Source organism: Pseudomonas nunensis, from assembly GCF_024296925.1.
GTDB lineage: Bacteria > Pseudomonadota > Gammaproteobacteria > Pseudomonadales > Pseudomonadaceae > Aquipseudomonas > Aquipseudomonas nunensis.
This window is the reverse complement of sequence record NZ_CP101125.1, coordinates 5,133,256-5,151,740: the sequence shown is the minus strand read 5'-3', so window position 1 is coordinate 5,151,740 and position 18,485 is coordinate 5,133,256. Positions and strand designations below refer to the sequence as shown.

The 18,485-nt window shown below is 58.7% G+C and carries 16 protein-coding genes; 10 read left to right on the top strand and 6 right to left on the bottom strand.

Annotation, left to right across the window (positions count from 1 at the left end):
• Window positions 1-180: 180 nt before the first annotated feature.
• Window positions 181-750, bottom strand: a complete 570-nt coding sequence (locus NK667_RS22675) for an antibiotic biosynthesis monooxygenase (protein WP_054049842.1) — start codon at window positions 748-750, stop codon at window positions 181-183.
• 234 nt (window positions 751-984) lie between these two features.
• On the opposite strand from NK667_RS22675, the gene NK667_RS22670 reads away from it, so the two are divergent.
• The gene (locus NK667_RS22670) at window positions 985-1,944 is read left to right on the top strand and encodes a MerR family transcriptional regulator (protein ID WP_054049840.1); all 960 of its coding nucleotides are present in this window, start codon (window positions 985-987) and stop codon (window positions 1,942-1,944) included.
• Between the two features lie 3 nt (window positions 1,945-1,947).
• Here the strand turns inward: NK667_RS22670 and NK667_RS22665 are convergent, their stop codons facing one another.
• Together NK667_RS22665 and NK667_RS22660 are read right to left on the bottom strand one after the other, a co-directional pair.
• Window positions 1,948-2,553, bottom strand: coding sequence for a hypothetical protein (locus NK667_RS22665; protein WP_054616118.1), 606 nt, complete (start codon window positions 2,551-2,553; stop codon window positions 1,948-1,950).
• Between the two features lie 54 nt (window positions 2,554-2,607).
• A complete protein-coding gene (locus NK667_RS22660; protein ID WP_054616117.1) occupies window positions 2,608-3,084 on the bottom strand; it encodes a PAS domain-containing protein in 477 nt (158 codons plus the stop codon).
• Between the two features lie 151 nt (window positions 3,085-3,235).
• Here NK667_RS22660 and NK667_RS22655 point away from each other — a divergent pair, with 151 nt between their 5' ends.
• The gene (locus tag NK667_RS22655; RefSeq protein ID WP_054616116.1) at window positions 3,236-3,691 is read left to right on the top strand and encodes a flavodoxin; all 456 of its coding nucleotides are present in this window, start codon (window positions 3,236-3,238) and stop codon (window positions 3,689-3,691) included.
• Here the strand turns inward: NK667_RS22655 and NK667_RS22650 are convergent.
• Window positions 3,672-4,568, bottom strand: a complete 897-nt coding sequence (locus NK667_RS22650) for a LysR family transcriptional regulator (RefSeq protein WP_054616115.1) — start codon at window positions 4,566-4,568, stop codon at window positions 3,672-3,674. The genes NK667_RS22655 and NK667_RS22650 overlap by 20 nt on opposite strands.
• 96 nt (window positions 4,569-4,664) lie before the next feature.
• On the opposite strand from NK667_RS22650, the gene NK667_RS22645 reads away from it, so the two are divergent.
• From NK667_RS22645 to NK667_RS22625, 5 genes are all read left to right on the top strand, one after another.
• Window positions 4,665-5,051 carry a CidA/LrgA family protein gene (locus NK667_RS22645; protein WP_054616114.1) on the top strand — a complete coding sequence of 129 codons (387 nt, stop codon included), beginning with the start codon at window positions 4,665-4,667 and terminating at the stop codon, window positions 5,049-5,051.
• On the top strand, window positions 5,041-5,727 hold the full coding sequence (locus NK667_RS22640) for an LrgB family protein (RefSeq protein ID WP_054616113.1): 687 nt from the start codon (window positions 5,041-5,043) through the stop codon (window positions 5,725-5,727). Before NK667_RS22645 ends, NK667_RS22640 begins: the two co-directional genes overlap by 11 nt.
• 134 nt (window positions 5,728-5,861) lie before the next feature.
• On the top strand, window positions 5,862-6,644 hold the full coding sequence (locus tag NK667_RS22635) for a class II aldolase/adducin family protein (protein ID WP_054049827.1): 783 nt from the start codon (window positions 5,862-5,864) through the stop codon (window positions 6,642-6,644).
• Window positions 6,644-7,546 (top strand): alpha/beta fold hydrolase, encoded by a 903-nt coding sequence (locus tag NK667_RS22630; protein WP_054049825.1) that lies wholly within the window; start codon window positions 6,644-6,646, stop codon window positions 7,544-7,546. The genes NK667_RS22635 and NK667_RS22630 overlap by 1 nt, the downstream gene beginning before the upstream one ends.
• A gap of 266 nt (window positions 7,547-7,812) precedes the next feature.
• Window positions 7,813-8,724 (top strand): SDR family oxidoreductase, encoded by a 912-nt coding sequence (locus NK667_RS22625; RefSeq protein ID WP_054616111.1) that lies wholly within the window; start codon window positions 7,813-7,815, stop codon window positions 8,722-8,724.
• 40 nt (window positions 8,725-8,764) lie between these two features.
• On the opposite strand, the gene NK667_RS22620 is transcribed toward NK667_RS22625, so the two are convergent.
• Complete coding sequence (locus NK667_RS22620; RefSeq protein ID WP_054049819.1) at window positions 8,765-9,025, bottom strand: hypothetical protein; 261 nt, start codon at window positions 9,023-9,025, stop codon at window positions 8,765-8,767.
• On the bottom strand, window positions 9,022-11,481 hold the full coding sequence (locus NK667_RS22615; RefSeq protein ID WP_236708614.1) for an S-type pyocin domain-containing protein: 2,460 nt from the start codon (window positions 11,479-11,481) through the stop codon (window positions 9,022-9,024). Before NK667_RS22615 ends, NK667_RS22620 begins: the two co-directional genes overlap by 4 nt.
• Window positions 11,482-12,308: 827 nt before the next feature.
• On the opposite strand from NK667_RS22615, the gene NK667_RS22610 reads away from it, so the two are divergent.
• The 3 genes from NK667_RS22610 (at window position 12,309) to NK667_RS22600 (ending at window position 18,328) form a co-directional block, all read left to right on the top strand.
• Window positions 12,309-14,102: a DUF1302 domain-containing protein gene (locus NK667_RS22610; protein WP_054049815.1), complete on the top strand. Its 1,794-nt coding sequence runs from the start codon at window positions 12,309-12,311 to the stop codon at window positions 14,100-14,102.
• A gap of 23 nt (window positions 14,103-14,125) precedes the next feature.
• Entirely contained in the window at window positions 14,126-15,493 is a 1,368-nt protein-coding gene (locus tag NK667_RS22605; RefSeq protein ID WP_054616109.1) for a DUF1329 domain-containing protein, read from the top strand.
• 285 nt (window positions 15,494-15,778) lie between these two features.
• Complete coding sequence (locus tag NK667_RS22600; RefSeq protein ID WP_054616108.1) at window positions 15,779-18,328, top strand: LuxR C-terminal-related transcriptional regulator; 2,550 nt, start codon at window positions 15,779-15,781, stop codon at window positions 18,326-18,328.
• Window positions 18,329-18,485: the final 157 nt, after the last annotated feature.

The following is an 18,485-nucleotide window of genomic DNA, read 5'->3' as shown; positions in this document are numbered from 1 at the left end:
ACTCGCCAATGTAGGGCGGGATTGTGTGGCGAGGGGGCTTGCCCCCGTTGGGTCGCGAAGCGGCCCTAAAACCAGTGACTGCAATCTTTGATTGGAACTGCGGTGTCTGGTTTACGACTGCTTCGCAGCCTAACGGGGGCAAGCCCCCTCGCCACACAAGCCTCGCTCCCACAGGGGGGATCAGTGATTCTGGGTGGTGGGCGCCGCAGGCAACGGCCGCGTCGGCGTGCTGTGCAGCCAGTTGGCCAGCAAGCGGGTCGACAGGGGAATAAACAAATAGACCATCAATGGCGTCAGGCACAACGTGCTAATCAGCACGCGCGGCAGCAGGCTCATTTCGCCCAGCAACGGCCCAAGGACAAAGTTGAACAACAGCGAAACCGGGAAGAATGCCAGCCAGATCGCCACGGCCTGTTTCCAGCGGGGCGGGCGTTGACCCACCGCGCCGAACCAGCCTTCGATACCGCTGACCCGATGTTCCGTCGGATGCGCGAACAAGTCGCTGCCACGGCCCAACCAGGCGGTGCGCGAGACGGAATGCTCCCAGGCATGCAGGGTTTGCTCGTCGGCGAAGCGGAAGATAATCTGGAATTCGTCATCATCGGGTGGCGGAGCGAGCACGCCTGAACCAAGATAACCAGGGAAGTCGGTGGCCAATTGTTCGCCTTCACGCAACCAGGCGATCAGGTCCTGATAACGACCATCGGCAACGCGACGCGCCACCATCAGCGTGACGGGTGAGGTAGACATTGTGTATCTCCGTAAGGCAGTTGCGTCGCTCCGGGTAGGAGTTTCGCCAGACACAGCGCCGGGGTGATGGGCTGCGTCCTGAGACAAGCAAGGATTATTCCCGAATATGAAAATTAAACCAGTGGCGTTTGTCGACTCATCAATTTCTTGTGTGTCATCCATCAATGGCTTGAATGAGTGAGAAAAATAAGCGCTAGTATAGGATCCAATTTGACCACGGATGATCTCCCCCAAATGCCGGCCCTGACTGACTTTGGCCCTGGCTTGCTGCCAGCGGCTTCCCTTGAACGGGAAGAACTTTTTCCTATTCGAGAAGTGGCTCGCCTGACCGGTATCAACCCGGTGACCTTGCGCGCCTGGGAGCGTCGTTATGGCCTGATCCAGCCGACGCGCACCGAAAGTGGGCATCGGCTGTACTCCATGGTCGATATCGAGACGGTTCGCAGCATTCTGGGCTGGATCGATCGTGGTGTGGCGGTGAGCAAAGTTGGCAAGATACTGGCCAAGACCGAACCGCTCAAAGTGCTCTCGCACATCTTTCCCAACGAGCTGGTGCTTGCCGACTACCACCAATGGCGGCAGCAGGTCGAGGCCGCGGTCAGTGCGTTTGACGACGTACAACTGGAGCGGGTCTACGGGCAGATTTTTTCCAGCTACTCACTGCCCGTGGTGTTCCAGGACATTCTGATGCCGCTCTGGAAGCAATTGTTGCAGCGTCAGGAAGCGTTCGGCCAGACCAGCGAATGGCTGTTCTTCGATGCGTTCCTGCGTTCACGAGTGGCGCAGCGTCTGTTGCTGATTCGAGATACTTCACCGCGCCGGGTCGTTGTCAGCGCGCTGGCCGGTGAATGTCATGAACTGGAATTGCTGGTGGCGGCGCTGTTTTTGAGCGGGGCGGATTCGGGTGTGCGTGTGCTGACGATCGGCCAGCCATTCGATGAGCTGACCCTGGTCTGCGAAAGAATCAAACCCCTGGCGCTGGTGCTGTTTTCCAATCACCTGCCTGCGCCGGAATTGCCACGACGCTTGAATCGCCTGGCCATGAGCCTGGATTGCCAACTGATGCTCGCCGGTGATGCGTCCGACCTGGCACAGGAGCACCTGGCCGGGTCGTCGATCGGTTGTCTGGGTAACGAAGGTTTGTTGATGCGCCAGCGTCTGAAGCAATTCCTGGCAGGTCGCCTGGATACCTGAAACTCAAACGTGCAGGGCAGGATGGGTCAGGCGATGTTGCTGCAGGATGAACTGACGCAAGCGTTCGGTTTCGTCCTTGTCGCTTTGACTTAACTGGTAGGCGAAGAAGCCTTGCTCGGTTTCCCTTTCGAACGTGCCGCGCAACGCGATCCGCTCATAACCTGACGGGCTGAACCACAGGGCGAAATGCTTCGGCGGTTTGGTCTTGTTGCGAACTTCCAGCAAAACCCCTTTGAATGACACTTCGTGGACCCACATCGTGCCGGGCTGGCCCTTGGCATTTTCCAGCGCGACCGGCTCCTCAAGTGTCAGGCGCCATGGTCGGACCATCGGCCCGTCTTCAAAAATACTCGGCACGCCCAACCGCAAATGCAGCGCGTGGAATTCATCCTCCACCAGATGCAGCGGGAAGGTCATTTGCTGGTTTTCGAAGTTGGCCTGGATGGTGACCTGTTCGTGGGCGGCGAGGCGCGTGAGCAGATCGCGGATTTGCGAGCCACCGTTGACGAGCAGGCTCGACGTTGCATCCCGCACATTTAGCTGCGGGTTGTGCTGCATGGTCTGGATGAAATCCAGCTCATCCTGGGTCAAGAGTGCGTCGCGTTGCATGGCTTGCTCGTAAATAAAAGTTACAAAGTCATCGGTGATTGTAGTTAATGACAATTAATTCGCAGATTTGTTTGCGCCGCTCGTCGTTTTAAGTGCCGCCAACTCGGCCTGCAATTCAGCCACCTGTGCTTCCAACTGCGCAACTCGCTGCTGTGCCTTGACTTGAACGGTCACATCTTTTTGTACACCGACAAAATAAGTTTGTCCGTCACTTTCGTTTTTAACCGTCGAAAGGGACAGCTCGTTCCAGAACGGAGTGCCATCCTTGCGGTAATTGCGCAGCACCTCCCGACACGAACCGCCGCTGGCCAATACCTGGCGAATCGTCGCCAGCGCGTCTTGATCGCGGTCGCCGGCTTGCAGGAAGCGGCAGTCCTGGTAGAGGATTTCTTCGCTGGTGTAACCGGTCAGGCGTTCGAAGGCCGGGTTTACGTAAATCAGGATGGCGTCTTGCTCGCCTTCCTTCTCGGCAATCACGATGCCGTCGTTGGAGGCGTTGATCACCATTTGCAGCAGTTGGGCGTTGATCATCCGAGAATCCTTTCCAAGTTGATAAGGGCTGCATTCTAGAAGAACAATCAGGGCTGTCTACTGGCCATCAACTCTAATAGAGAGGCAATCGCAGGTTTTTTGCCCGTGCTGTTAATATCGCCCGTCTTTATACAGCTTCAGGATCAGATTGATGAAAGTCGCCATCCTTTCCGGCTCGGTGTACGGCACGGCTGAAGAAGTCGCCCGGCATGCTGCGGATATTTTAAAAGAAGCCGGTTTCGATACCTGGCACAACCCTCGCGCCAGCCTGGCTGACCTTCAGGCGTTCGGCCCGCAAGCCTTCCTGGCCGTGACCTCGACCACGGGCATGGGCGAACTGCCGGACAACCTGCAACCGTTGTACTCGATGATTCGTGACCAATTGCCCGCCGCCTGGCGTGGTTTGCCCGGCGCGGTGATCGGTTTGGGCGATGCGAGCTATGGCGATACGTTCTGCGGCGGTGGTGAGCAGATGCGCGAATTGTTCGGCGAACTGGGCCTGCGCGAAGTGCTGCCGATGCTGCGCCTGGATGCCAGCGAAAGCGTCACCCCGGAAACCGACGCCGAGCCTTGGCTGGCGGAACTGGTCAGCGCTCTGCGGGGCTGACCGGACGCTCGCGCAGCAGTGCGAGCCAGGCTTGGGCGGCTTTTGACAGGTACGCGCCCTGGCGCCAGATAAAGGCAATGTCCCAGCGCAGATACGCCGGTGCGTTCAAGGTCAGGCGCACCACGCCTGGCCGCACCAACCCGCGCGCGACCACACTTGGCAACAGCACCACGCCTTGCCCGGCGGCCACCAGCGCCGCGAGAAAATCCGCCTGGCCGCTACGTCCGCCTTCCTTGGGCGTAAACCCCATCTGCTGACAAGCCTGGAGCAAGCGGTCATTCAGCACGAAGCTGCGCTGATACAGCAGGAACGGCGTGTCGGCCAATTCCTCCAGACCAATCACTGTCTTCGCTGCCAACGGGTGATCGGCTGGTAGCAGAGCGTCGAGCGGTTCATCGCAGAACGGCTGGAATGCGAATTGCGGATCCTTCGGCAACAGGCTGCCACCCAGTTCCAGTTCGCCACTCAACACGGCTTGCTCGATGTTCAGGCTGCCGCCTTCGAGCAATTGGATACTGATGTTCGGGTAGCGTCGCCGGTATTCGGCGAACAGCCCGGCGAACAATGCGTCGCTGCCCAGCAGCGGCAAGCCCAGGCGCAGTTCTCCTCGGGCCAGTTGGCTCAAATCGTCCAGTTCACTGAGCAATTCGTTGCGCAGGCGCAGCATGCCTTCGGCCCGTTGCAAGACCACGCTGCCAGCGGCGGTCAGGCGCAATTGTGAGCCGAGGCGTTCGAGCAGCGGGGTGCCGAGGCTTTGCTCCAGTTGTGCGACCTGCTTGCTCACCGCCGATTGGCTGATGTGCAAGGTCTTGGCGGCCTGGGTGAAACCACCCTGGTGCATCACTTCGATGAAGCTGCGGAGCTGTTTGAATTCCATCGACCGGATTCCATTTTGGAATGAGGCTGAGTCTAACAATTCGTTTCGGGGATAGCAGCCCGCTCCGTAAAATGAGCGCCTGTGAGGACCGAAACCATGAACGCATCAACCCTGAAATACCTCGCCCGACTGATTGCCGAGCTGGCCGTGCTGCTGGCGATCTACCTGCTCGGTTGTCAATTGGCTGCCTGGTTTGCCTGGCCGATCCCGGGTGGGGTGATCGGCATGGCGTTGTTGCTCCTGGCGTTCGCGTTCGGTTGGGTGAAACCCGCCGCATTGCAGATGGGCGCCGGGTTGTTGATGGCCGAGATGCTGTTGTTCTTTATTCCTGCGTTGATGAGCCTGCTCGACTACGGCGGCCTGCTGCGCGATGACGGCTGGCGGATTCTGCTGGTGATCGGCGTCAGCACTTTGATGGTGATGTTGGTGACGGCGTTTACCGTGGAGCTGGTCGTGCGTGTGAGGAGGCCCCATGAAGCTTGAGCTGATGCCGATGTTCTGGCTGGCCTTCACGTTGCTCGCCTATTTATTCAGTCGCTGGACCTACCGGCGAACCGGCCGCTATTTATTGTCGCCGCTGATTCTGGTCCCGGCCTTGCTGCTGGCGCTCGCTGTGCCGCTGCACACCGCCTATGCCGAATATTCGAGCAACACCCATTGGCTGATGCTGGTGCTGGGGCCGGTCACCGTGGCGTTCGCCGTGCCGATCTGGCAGCAGCGGCAGATGTTGGCGCGGCACTGGTCGGCGCTGTTGCTCGGGATGCTGGCAGGCAGCGCGGCGTCCATCGGCAGTTCGTTCGGGCTGGCCAAGGCGTTGGCGCTGGACAGCTCGGTGACGATGTCGCTGGTGCCACGTTCGATCACCACTCCCTTCGCCATGCCGCTGGCCCACGACCTCGGCGGCGTGCCGGAATTGACCGCAGTATTCGTGATGTTCACCGGTGTATTCGGGGCGATGCTCGGCGGCATCCTGCTCAAGTGGCTGCCGCTGCGCAGCGCCCTGGCACGCGGGGCACTGTTCGGTGTCGGTGCGCACGGTGCCGGGGTCAGTCGGGCGCATGAAGTGGGCGGTGAAGAAGGCTCGGTGGCGGGGCTGGTCATGGTTCTGACAGGGTTGCTGAATCTGTTCGCGGCACCCTTGTTGGCGTCGATCCTTTGACATGGATCCAAGCTCATTGCGCAGCTGACTCGCTCGGCCATCAAGCTGGCTGCGAATGCAACTACACGAATTCCGGGGGCTGACTAGACTGCTGACACGAGAGCAAAAATAATAAAAACCAGGAGGTTCCTGCCGTGAGTGTCGCCCCCGTCCAATCCCCCCACAGTGTCAAAGATCAGGTGAGTGCCGCCGAGTGGCAGACCCGCGTCGATCTGGCGGCCTGTTATCGTCTGGTCGCGCTGCATGGCTGGGATGATCTGATCTTTACCCATATTTCCGCCAAGGTGCCGGGCACCGAAGACTTCCTGATCAACCCGTTCGGGCTGATGTTTCATGAGATCACCGCGTCGAGCCTGGTCAAGGTCGATCAGGCCGGCAACAAGCTGATGGACAGTCCCTACGAAATCAATCCGGCGGGCTACACCATCCACAGCGCCGTGCATGAAGTGCGTCACGACGTGGTCTGCGTGCTGCACACCCACACCGCTGCAGGCGTGGCGGTGTCGGCGCAGAAACAGGGGATCCTGCCGATCAGCCAGCAGTCGTTGTTCGTCCTGTCCAGCCTGGCTTATCACGCTTACGAAGGTGTTGCGCTGAACCACGAAGAGAAGGCGCGCCTGCAAGCCGACCTCGGCGAAAACAATTTCCTGATGCTGCACAACCACGGTCTGCTGACCTGTGGCGGCACCATCGCCGACACCTTTCTGATGATGTTCACCTTCCAGCGCGCCTGCGATATCCAGGTGCTCGCACAAAACGGTGGTGCCGAACTGATCGCCATCGAGCCGCAGATTCTGGCGGGCGCCAAGGCGATGATTGCCGGCGTTACCAAAAGTGCTCAAGGGATGGGTGGCGCGCTGGCCTGGCCGGCGTTGCTGCGCAAACTCGATAAACAAGACCCGGGTTATAAACTCTAATGCCACTCGCCGAGATCCCGCTGTGTGTCTGGCGCAAACGCGGCCAGACGTTTGTATTCCGTGGCCAGGCCATTCGCTACTGGACGGCCGGGCAGGGTGAGCCGCTGTTGTTGATTCACGGCTTTCCGACCGCCAGTTGGGACTGGCATTACCTGTGGCAGCCGCTCCTGCAGCGCTATCGGGTGATTGCCTGCGACATGCTCGGCTTCGGCGACTCGGCCAAACCGGTGAACCACGAGTACAGCCTGCTGGAGCAAGCCGATTTGCAACAGGCCTTGCTTGCGCACCTGAACATCGAGCAGCCGGTGCACCTGCTGGCTCACGATTACGGCGACAGCGTCGCCCAGGAACTGCTGGCCCGGCATCACGAAGCACGGGTGGACATCGCCAGTTGCGTGTTCCTCAATGGCGGCCTGTTCCCTGAAACCCATCGCCCGCTGCTGACGCAAAAACTCTTGCTCAGCCCATTGGGCTGGATGATCGGCCGCGCCTTCACCCGTGACGCACTGGTGAAAAACTTCCGGCAGATCTTCGGTCCCCAGACCCGGCCCACCGAAAGCGAAATGGATGATTTCTGGAGCCTGATCGACAGCAATCACGGGCCCCGGATCATGCATAAATTGATCGGCTACATTCCGGAGCGACGAGTCCAGCGCGATCGCTGGGTCAGCGCCATGCAGCGCGGCGTAGTGCCTTTGCGGGTGATTGATGGCGAGGTCGATCCGATTTCCGGTGCGCACATGGTCGAGCGTTATCGCGAGCTGATCCCCAATCCTGACACCGTGTTGTTACCCGGGATTGGCCACTACCCACAGACCGAAGCGCCCGTGCAGGTGCTCAAGCATTACCTGGAGTTTCGGGATCGGCAGGTTGCAGCGCCGCTCAAGCGGGCGTGTTCGTGAGCCTAAACATTTGCACCCCGCAATCCTTGTGGGAACGAGCTTGCTCGCGATAGCGGTCTGACATTCACACCTGTGTTGTCTGCCAGTCCGCTATCGCGAGCAAGCTCGCTCCCACAGGTTTTGTTCCAGGCCCGTATACCGCAGCATTGCGGTCATCATCCCCCAGCCTTATCGCACACCATTCAGCCTCCTCGTCTTGATTGTGACCCGCCGCCCTGTGCCTGACACTCGAGGTCATCGTCCTTTTGGCCTGCTGGAGTTCCCCCATGAATGAGTCTATGCGCTTCGAAGATAAAGTCGTGATCATCACCGGCGCCGGCGGCGGTCTGGGGCGGGCCCATGCGCTGCTGTTCGCCAAACAGGGCGCCAAAGTGCTGGTCAACGACCTCGGCGGCACGGCTCAGGGTGAAGGCGCCAACGCCTCGGCAGCAGACCGTGTGGTCGCCGAAATTCGCGAGGCGGGCGGCATTGCCGAAGCCAACCACGACTCCGTCACCGACGGCGACAAACTGGTGCAAAACGCCCTCGACGTGTTTGGCCGTGTCGATGTCGTGGTCAACAACGCCGGCATCTTGCGCGACAAGACCTTCCACAAAATGGACGACGCCGACTGGGACCTGGTTTACCGCGTTCACGTCGAAGGCGCTTACAAAGTCACCCGCGCCGCTTGGCCGCACATGCGCGAGCAAAACTATGGCCGCGTGATCTTCACCGCCTCGACCTCGGGCATCTACGGCAACTTCGGCCAGTCCAACTACGGTATGGCCAAACTCGGCCTCTACGGCCTGACCCGCACCCTGGCCATCGAAGGTCGCAAGAACAACATCCTGGTCAACGCCATTGCCCCCACCGGCGGCACCCGTATGACCGAAGGCCTGATCCCGCCGCAAGTGTTCGAACAACTCAAGCCGGAACTGGTCAGCCCGTTGGTGGTGTACCTGGCCAGCGAAAACTGCCAGGAAACCTCAGGGCTGTTTGAGGTCGGCGGCGGCTGGATGGGCAAGGTGCGTTGGGAGCGCAGCCTCGGCGCCGGGTTTGATCCGCGTGTTGGGTTTTCGCCGGAAGACGTCGCGGCGCACTGGCAACAGATCTGTGATTTCGAAGGGGCGGCGCATCCGAAGGACAACATTGAAGCGTTGAAGGAAATGATGGGGAATTTGCAGAAGTACTCGCTTTAAGTCCTGAGGCCACCAAGCTTGGGCTTGGTGGCCTCCGACTTCAAACGTATCTTTTTTCGGTCATGTAGGCGGGTGCTTTCCAGTTTGGACCTTTCCTCGCGAGCCCATTCTCTCCGTTTGCCAATACGCCCGCTTTGATGAGCCGTGCATAGGCGCCTTCGAGTGAGCCATATTCCCTGAGGAGTTCCGGATTATGGCTTCTTATCATCATATCCAGATGAGGGGTTGGTTTCAGTAACGCGAACACGGTAACGATGTCATCAAGGGATTCATTTTTAACAATCATCTCAACGGTGCTCATTGCCACATCTCCTTTAATAAATTTTGATAATCACGTTCGTCCTGCTCGGCAGCGGCGGCCAAGGCTTCAGAGGTGTAAAGAAGAGTGGGATCGTCTTTTAGCTTGAAATCTTCCAAGGTTGCAGTATGAACGTTATTCCAAATTGGAGATCCAGCATCTGGCATCTCGGTATCACCAAAACCTAAAGCTTTAAATCGTTCGAATTCCCTTATTTCATGAGTGTAGAAACGTTTGTCAGTATCCGTGGCCACGAGTTCTCCGCTAGCAATGCAATCTAGCCGATCAATCATCACTTTATTTGCGTCTGACTGAAGAAATTTAGAAGTGTGTAATCTCACGATACTTATTCCGTCTTGTGAAATGGTTAAGGGGGCCCAATCCAGATTCAAAATCTCTCCCCCGATTTGATCAGGGTTGAATTCACGTCCGCTATGTTCTCCTTCGACAGTTGCTCCCTCGTAAGGACTACTAAACACCACATACAGCGGAGCAATCCCCGAGTCATCAGGAAACACGATGATGAATCTTTCCCAGCCCTCGACCAGTATCGGATGCAGATCCAGTCGCCCTTCAACGGGAACAATCGTCCCGCCGGAATACGCCGGTAGCTCGGTTTCAACCATGGGCGATTCGGTCGAGCTGTTACCCGGCGAGATGGCGGGTGTCCAGGTGAGGAGGTCCGTTGGCGAGTCCGGTAGTGCGGTTTCGTAAACGTCATTCAGCGAGTTATAAGCAGCATTCAGAACCGGGACACTCGAGCGAATATGGAAGTCGTCGGCCGTGGCGACGAACGCTTCCGCGCCAGGGCCGAGTGGCCGGACACCTAGCCCCACGGGCATTTCCAGCGTGCCTTGTCGGTCTGCTAGTTCGCGCAGTGTCTGTGAGGACGCCGACGAGAGTTCGGCAAGGGGAACGCTCATGGACAAGCGCTCGCCATTGCCCAGGCGCGATGGCATCAGTAGAGCGGCGAAGCCAACCAGTACCGGACTGATCAGCGCCGCTCCCGCCGCTGTCACGGTCAGTAATCCGGTTCGCAGTGCGGTGAGAATTGCGAATGACGTTGCGGGGGCAAGGCGAATGGCCGTCGAGGTGAAGGAGAAAATCGGGCTGGTGGAAGCCACAGCTCCTGAGGCCGGGTAAACACGTTGGGTTTGCGGCGTCTGGCTTTGCCATTGCTGGAGTTCTGCCTCAGCTTGTAACTCCGGTTGAACCCGTTGCTGATCTTGTGCGTTTTCCTTTCGTTGCTGGATCTTCGATGTCGCCAGCTGCGCTTGGCGTTTGGCCACGCCAATCGCCGTATCAATGACTTTGCGGCGAATTTCCAGACTCTGTTTTTCGGCGAGAAGTTTGTTTTGTATTGCCTCGATACGCTGTTCCATTTCAGCGTGCAGACGAGCCTGTTCGGCAGCGAATGCGTGTGCGGCTGCTTCAGCTTTTGACTCGGCTTCGGCCAACGCTGTCTTCACCGCCGCAATCCGCGCTATTTCTTGAACTTCGGCTTCAGCATTTATCCGTGCCCTTTCGGCAGCCAGACTCGCCAGTTGGGCATCCTGACGTTGTTTCTCCGCCAACGCGGCCAGCCGGGCCTGTTCACGAATCCGGATCTGTTCTTCTTCCTTTTGGCGCCTCGCTGCCTCGACCAAAGCTTGCTGGCGACGTTGTTCGGAAAGTTTTGCTTGTTCGGCAGCGAGTCGCCGGGTTTCAGCTTCTGCCGCTAATCGCGCCCGCTCGGCTGCTGCACGCTGTGCTTGCTGCTCAGCAGCGATTCGCTCCCGGTCGTTGGCCTGCACGGCAGCGAGCCACTGGTGAACTTCGATTTGTTGCTGGTTAAGCATTTGGATTGATTTCGACAGCAAACCAGCTTCGTGGGCCGCTCTGTACGACGTCGCCCAAGCCTGCATCGCAATCCCTCGCGGATTGATCGTTTTATCGATGCTTCGGGCTTTTCGAAAGTAGTCATGAAAGTTTTTATTGAGCGGATCATCCCCAAAGTAATGATGGGCGAGCGCTGTTTTTTGATAGAGCTCATCGGTCTTCCTGAGAATAAGTGTGTGACGTATTCCTAACTCCCGAATTATTGCATCTGCGGGAGGGAGTGGATGAGTGGGGCCTTCTAATCGGGTGGTGGCCAGATCTTGTTCAATAGATTGCGCCAGCTGTTCCGTGCGAGTTTGAAACTCCCTGGAAGTTTTCATGCTGTGGGCAGTGAACTCCCGCGAATTGACTACAACGTTGGTCGGAATGCCAAACATGCCGCTATGGGGAAGAGTTGAGGATATCCCGCGAATTATTGATGTGTTCGAAGGAGCTATCGCTGTCGTATGGACAGCTTCTGTCAGTACAAAGGGTGGAGGCTTTTGCATATTCATGTCCTTTTGAATGTGCTCGATAGCGCGGAATGTGCGGTCTCGACCGGTAGCGACATCCTTGTCACCAGAAGATTTGATGCGTTTCAAGTTACAGCAGAGTTGAGGTTATTGGATCTGATAAGTCTGTGAGAAACGGGAGGTTTGTTTTGAGAGAGCGTTCGCAGGTCAATAAGATCTATGGCTGAATTCTTCTGCGCAAAAAGAAACGTCCGACATTATTTTCGGAAGAGTTTTGAAGGACGAGAATATCGACTTTTCAACAGGCATAAAAAAGGCCGCTGCAACCGCAGCGGCCAAAGTAAGACGATTGATCAAGGAGCAATAAATCAACGTCAGTGAACACGGTAGTGATGACCTGAAAAACCGCTTCAACTCATCTGAAATCTTTCGCCCATGGCATGGATCGATCACCACGCCACGGCTTCGTGCTTCCCGGTGGTTTCCCGTGAAAGCCCGGCAAGAATAAGGGTTTGAGCCCAAAGGAAAAATAGCGATTAGAGACATGCACTGTTACGGGGCGTGTAACAGTCCCGGATTACCAGGGATCGCCCGGTTTTGTAGCAGCTGGCGAAGCCTGCGTTCGGCAGCGAAGCGGTCGTAAAACCTGTGCACGTGGTCATCCTGATGTAGCGCATCGTCTGGATTCGCGACTGCTTCGCAGCCGAACGCAGGCTTCGGCAGCTGCTACAGAGGCGAACGCAGGCTTCGCCAGCTGCTACATAAACAAGCGTCAGCCCGGCGTCATGCGTTCAACTGATAACCCTCCATCCAGCCCATCCATACCCCGCGCAAAACCCCGCCCCGTATGGGCATTCATCCTTTAGAGGTACAACGCGAATACCTCCTTGGTGCGCTTATCGCTCCCCATTGGCGGCAGTAGGGTGGGGCCTTCTGTCACTCACCGGGGAAGACGCATGACAAAAACAACAATGCGCGCCATCTTCACGCCGCAGGCGCTCGCCGCTGCGGTGGCTTTGGGTTGCTGCGCACAAGCCCAGGCCGTTGCATTCAATGTCGGGGAAATCGAGGGCACGTTCGATTCTTCGCTGTCCGTCGGCGCGAGCTGGGGCATGCGTGATGCGGACAAGTCGTTGGTCGGCACGGTCAACGGCGGTACGGGGCAGTCTTCGACTGGTGATGACGGGCGGCTGAACTTCAAGAAGGGCGAAACCTTCTCCAAGATCGTCAAGGGCATCCACGACCTTGAACTGAAATACGGCGACACCGGTGTGTTTGTACGCGGCAAGTACTGGTACGACTTCGAACTGAAGGACGAGGACCGCGAGTTCAAGCAGATCAGCGACAGCGGCCGCAAGGAAGGCGCCAAGTCGTCCGGGGCACAGATCCTCGACGCCTTTATCTATCACAACTATTCCATCGCCGATTTGCCGGGCACCGTGCGTGCCGGCAAGCAGGTGGTGAGCTGGGGCGAAAGTACCTTCATCGGCAACTCGATCAACAGCATCAACCCGATCGACGTTTCCGCATTTCGGCGTCCCGGTGCGGAGATCAAGGAAGGCTTGATCCCGGTGAACATGCTGTTCGGTTCCCAGGGTTTGACCGATCAACTGACCGTTGAAGGTTTCTACCAATTGGAATGGGACCAGACCGTTCTCGACAACTGCGGCACCTACTTCGGTGTCGATGTGGCGGCGGACGGTTGCAACAACAACTACACCGTCGGCAGCCCGGCGATTGCACCGTTGGCACCGCTGGCAGCAGCCTTTGGCCAGCCGATCCAGGTCACCCGCGAAGGGGTGGTGGTGCCGCGTGGCGGCGACCGTGATGCGCGGGATTCGGGGCAGTGGGGCACGGCGTTGCGCTGGCTCGGTGACGATACCGAGTACGGCCTGTATTTCATGAATTACCACAGCCGCACACCGACGGTCGGCACCGTCACCGCCGGCGCGTCGACCCTGGCCAGCCTTCCGGGCATGGTCAGCATTGCCAACCGACTGGCACCGGGCAGCGGTTCGGGCCTGGCTCAAAGCGTGATGCTGGGTCGCGGCCAGTACTACCTCGAATACCCGGAAGACATTCGCCTGTACGGCGCGAGCTTCTCCACCACCTTGCCCACCGGCACCGCGTGGACCGGCGAGATCAGCTACCGCCCCAACGCCCCGGTACAGGTCAACACCAACGACCTGACCCTGGCCATGATCAATCCGATTGCTGGCGGCGCGGCCTCGCCGATTGCCTCCGGGCCGGGCTCTGACAACAAAGGTTATCGCCGCAAGGAAGTGACCCAGCTCCAGAGCACCCTGACGCACTTCTTCGATCAGGTGCTGGGCGCCCAGCGCTTGACCCTGGTCGGTGAAGCGGCGGTGGTGCGGGTTGGTGGCCTGGAGTCGCGGAACAAACTGCGTTACGGCCGTGACTCGGTCTACGGCCAGTACGGTTTCGGCGGCGACACCGATGGCTTCGTCACCTCGACCTCCTGGGGCTACCGCGCCCGGGCGATCCTCGACTACGCCAACGTGATCGGCGGCATCAACCTCAAGCCCAACCTGTCCTGGTCCCATGACGTCAGCGGCTACGGCCCCAACGGTCTGTTCAACGAAGGCGCCAAGGCGATCAGCGTCGGTGTCGATGCCGACTACCGCAACACCTACACCGCGAGCCTGAGTTACACCGACTTTTTTGGCGGGGACTACAACACCCTGACTGACCGCGACTTCCTGGCGCTGAGCTTCGGCGTGAACTTCTGATCTGGCTGAGAAGGATGATTTTAATGCGCAAGATGATTCTGCAATGCGGCGCCCTGGCCCTGAGCCTGCTGGCGGCCAACGTGATGGCGGCGGTGTCGCCGGAAGAGGCGAGCAAGCTCGGCACCAGCCTCACGCCACTGGGTGCGGAGAAGGCCGGCAACGCCGATGGCTCGATTCCGGCCTGGACTGGCGGCATCCCGAAAAACGCTGGTGCGGTGGACAGCAAAGGCTTCCTCGCCGACCCGTTCGCCAGTGAGAAACCGCTGTTCGTGATCACGGCGGCCACTGTCGACAAGTACAAGGACAAACTCTCGGAAGGCCAGGTGGCGATGTTCAAGCGCTACCCGGAAACCTACAAGATCCCGGTCTACCCGACCCACCGCACCGTGGCCGTGCCGCCGGAAATCTACGAGTCGGCCAAGCGCAGTGCGTTGAACGTGAACAGCATCAACGACGGTAATGGCCTGGCCAATTTCACTGGCAACCGCTACTACGCGTTCCCGATTCCGAAGAATGGCGTCGAGGTGCTGTGGAACCACATCACCCGTTATCACGGCGGCAACCTCAGGCGCATCATCACCCAAGTGACCCCGCAGACCAACGGCAGCTACACGCCGATCCGCTTCGAAGAAGAGATCGCCGTGCCGCAACTGATGAAGGATCTGGACCCAGAGAAAGCAGCCAACGTGCTGACCTTCTTCAAACAATCCGTCACCGCACCGGCACGTCTGGCCGGTAACGTGTTGCTGGTGCACGAGACACTCGACCAGGTGAAGGAACCGCGCCTGGCGTGGATCTACAACGCCGGCCAGCGCCGTGTGCGTCGTGCACCGCAAGTGGCGTATGACGGGCCGGGTACTGCCGCCGATGGCTTGCGCACGTCCGATAACTTCGACATGTTCTCTGGCGCACCGGATCGCTACGACTGGAAACTGATCGGCAAGAAAGAAATGTACATCCCGTACAACAGCTACAAACTCGACTCGCCGAGCCTCAAGTACGACGACATCATCAAGGCCGGGCACATCAACCAGGACCTGACGCGCTATGAATTGCACCGGGTCTGGGAAGTGGTCGGCACGGTCAAGCCGAGCGAGCGGCACATCTACGCCAAACGCCACATGTACATCGACGAGGACAGCTGGCAAGTGGCGCTGGTGGACCACTATGACGGTCGCGGCCAACTGTGGCGCGTCGCCGAAGGTCACGCCCAGTACTACTACGATCACCAGGCCCAGGCCTACACCCTTGAAGCGCTCTACGACATCATCGCCGGTCGCTATATCGCCCTGGGCATGAAGAACGAAGAGAAACACAGCTTCGAATTCGGCTTCGAAGCCAAGGCTGCGGACTACACGCCATCGGCCCTGCGTGCAGAGGGGGTTCGCTAAGGGGCTGGAAGCATGAAGACAGAGTGAACAATGGGAATCCTGTGGCGAGGGAGCTTGCTCCCGTCGGGCTGCGAAGCGGCCCCGCTTTTTCCTGAAAGAGGAACTTATGCGCAGTCCAACGGGAGCAAGCTCCCTCGCCACAGGTTCAGTGTTGCCCATGAGTGATAGATGCGTGACCAACGGGTCGCGCTTTTTTATGGGCAGCAATCAGCGTTCTGAATGTTTCTCAACAAGCGCGTTGCAGAGGGCTAGGGTGGCGGCACAACTATAAAAAGGCACGCCGCTATGACCGCCATGACCCCGTGTCTGGACCGGCCTGGATTTCTTCCTCGCCTGTCGTCCCATCACCTCTCCAGAACCCGGCTGAGCGAACCGCTGCTGGCATCGCCCGCGCGGGTAAAACTGCTGTGCGCACCGGCGGGCAGTGGCAAGAGTGCGCTGCTGGCCGAGTGCTTGTTGCAGGCGCCAGCGCAGTGTCGGGTGGTGTGGCTGGCGTTATCCGGCGTGGCGTTGAGCCGAGCCGATTTTTGCCTGCGGCTGGCGGAGGCGCTTGAACTGCCGGCGATAAACGAGACGGCATTATTGGCGCATCTGGCGCGGATACAGACGCCCATCTGGTTGTTTGTCGACGACTACTGCCGAGTGCCCGCACCGGAACTGGACGGGCTGCTTGATCAGCTTCTGGCGGTCAGCAACCCACAGATCACCTGGTGGTTGAGTGGTCGGCGGCGCCCTCATTGCAACTGGCCACGCCTGTTGCTGGACGACGAACTGCATGAATTCGAAGGTCGCACGCTGGCGCTGACGGCCGCTGAAATCGAGCAACTGCTGCATCACTTAGAGGCACCGTTGGCGGCGAAAACCGCGCGGCGAATTTTCCAGCGCAGTGGGGGTTGGTGCGCCGCCGTGCGCATCGCCTTGCTCGATGGCTGCCAATGGGCCAAGGACCTGAATCACCCTGGCCGCACGGCGACCTTGCTCGATTATCTGCAACATGAATTGTTCAGCAACTTGCCCGCTGAACTGATCGAAGCCTGGCAAGTGCTGGCGCATCTGCCACGGTTCAATGCCAGCCTGTGCGAGCACCTGTTCGGCGCCGGGGAGGGCGCGCGCTGGATGCACGAGTTACAACTGCGCGGCTGTTTTATCGAAGCGTGGCAAGAGTCGCCGGACTGGTTGCAGGTGTTCGCGCCGCTGAGTCGGTTGATGCGCGATGAGTCATGGTCGGGCGGGCGCTCCTGGCATCGGCGTGCCTGTCAGTGGTTTTGCGCTCAGGAAGACTGGCAAGCGGCGTTCGAACAGGCGTTGTTGGCCGAAGAGTTCGAGGTGGCCGTCAGCTTGCTGCAGCATTTCAATCTCGAGCATTTGTTTCGCGGCCAGAACGCGGCGTTGCTGTTGCGCTTGCATGAGCAACATGGCGATGACTTGATGCTCGGTTCGCCGCAATTGGTCGGGCTGGTCACGGCGGCGTTGCTGTTCGCCGGTCGCTTTGAACAGGCGTCGGCCTGTATCGAACAACTGGAGCGATTCGCCCCGCAACCGAGCGCGACCCTACAGCGCCAATTGCTCGCGCGTTGGCAAGCTCAGATGGGCTGGTTGCTGCATTTGCAGGGACGCGGGGAATCTGCTCGCGAGCACTTCCTCGAAGCGCTTGCAGCTCTTGGGGCCGAGGCTTGGCCCGCGCGTTTGTTGTGCCTGTCCGGACTGACCCAGCAAGCGCTGCTCAACGCCGACCTTGAAGCCGCCCAGGCCCTGAATCGCGAGGCGTTGTGCCTGGCGCGGGCGCACAATTCGCTGCTGTTCGAAGGGTTGCTTGAACTCGATCACGCGCAGTTGCTGGAGCAGCGCGGCGCTGCCGTACGTGCCGAAAGCCTGCTGGCCAATATTCACGAACTGCTGAGTCAGGAGGCCGACCCGGCGACGCCACTGTTGGGGCGTATCGCCTTGCGCCGGGGGCGTCTGGCCTTGAGCCAGGGCCACGATGAGCAAGCCGCCGAGTTTTTTGATTCGGGTCTGCACGCTTGCCTGCGCAGCCAGGACAAACGCGTGTTGTTCGGTTTTCTCGGCCAGGCGCAATTGGCGGCCAATCAGGGTGACTACGCCCAGGCATTTATCCGCTTACGCGACGCCGAACGCTTGATGCAGCAGCGGCAGATTCCTGACCTGGTGTATCGCGGGGTGCTGTTACAACTCAGCAGTCAGTTCTGGTTGCAACAGGGGCGGCCGGAACTGGCGCTTGAGGCGCTGAGTCGGGTGTTGCGTCATTACCGTCGTCCGAATGCGCGGCAGGCGCCACCGGCGACGCTGGAATTGATTCCACGGATTGAATATTTGTTGGTGTTGGCTGAAGTCCAACTGGGACAGGTTCCTCACGTGCAACTTGAGGATTTGCTCGATCAAGCCAGGCTGCACGGTATGGCGAACCTTGAAACGGAATTGCGCCTGGCGCAGGCAGAACTTGCCTGGCTGGCCGGTGATGAAGCGACAGCACGCGTGGCGTGGGAAAAGGCTCGGGAACTGATTGCCCGTTGGCACTTGCAACAGGCATTGAGTGATGTGAGCCGGCGTCAGCCCCAACTTGTTCGCCATCTGTCTGATCACGCTGCGAAGTCGGAATCACTTCGACCGATCAGTAATGAAAATCCCCTGAGCCTGCGAGAGCGGGAGGTGCTTGAGTTGATTGCCTTGGGTAATTCCAATCAACAGATTGCTGAGCAGTTATATATATCGCTGCACACGGTGAAGACTCATGCTCGAAGGATTCATGGGAAGTTGGGGGTGGAGCGCAGAACGCAAGCGGTAGCCAAGGCCAAACGTCTGGGTATTGTCGGGTAGTCATGTTAATTAACGGTGTTGTCGATTGACCGTTGGTTTATGGGTGTCGTGTTTTTTAATTGTTTATTACATATAGTTGGAAATAGCTTTCGGCTTCTTTTTTTTATTTTAAATTTATAAGGTTGGCGCATTCGAGGGGTGGCAGAAAGTCACTTCA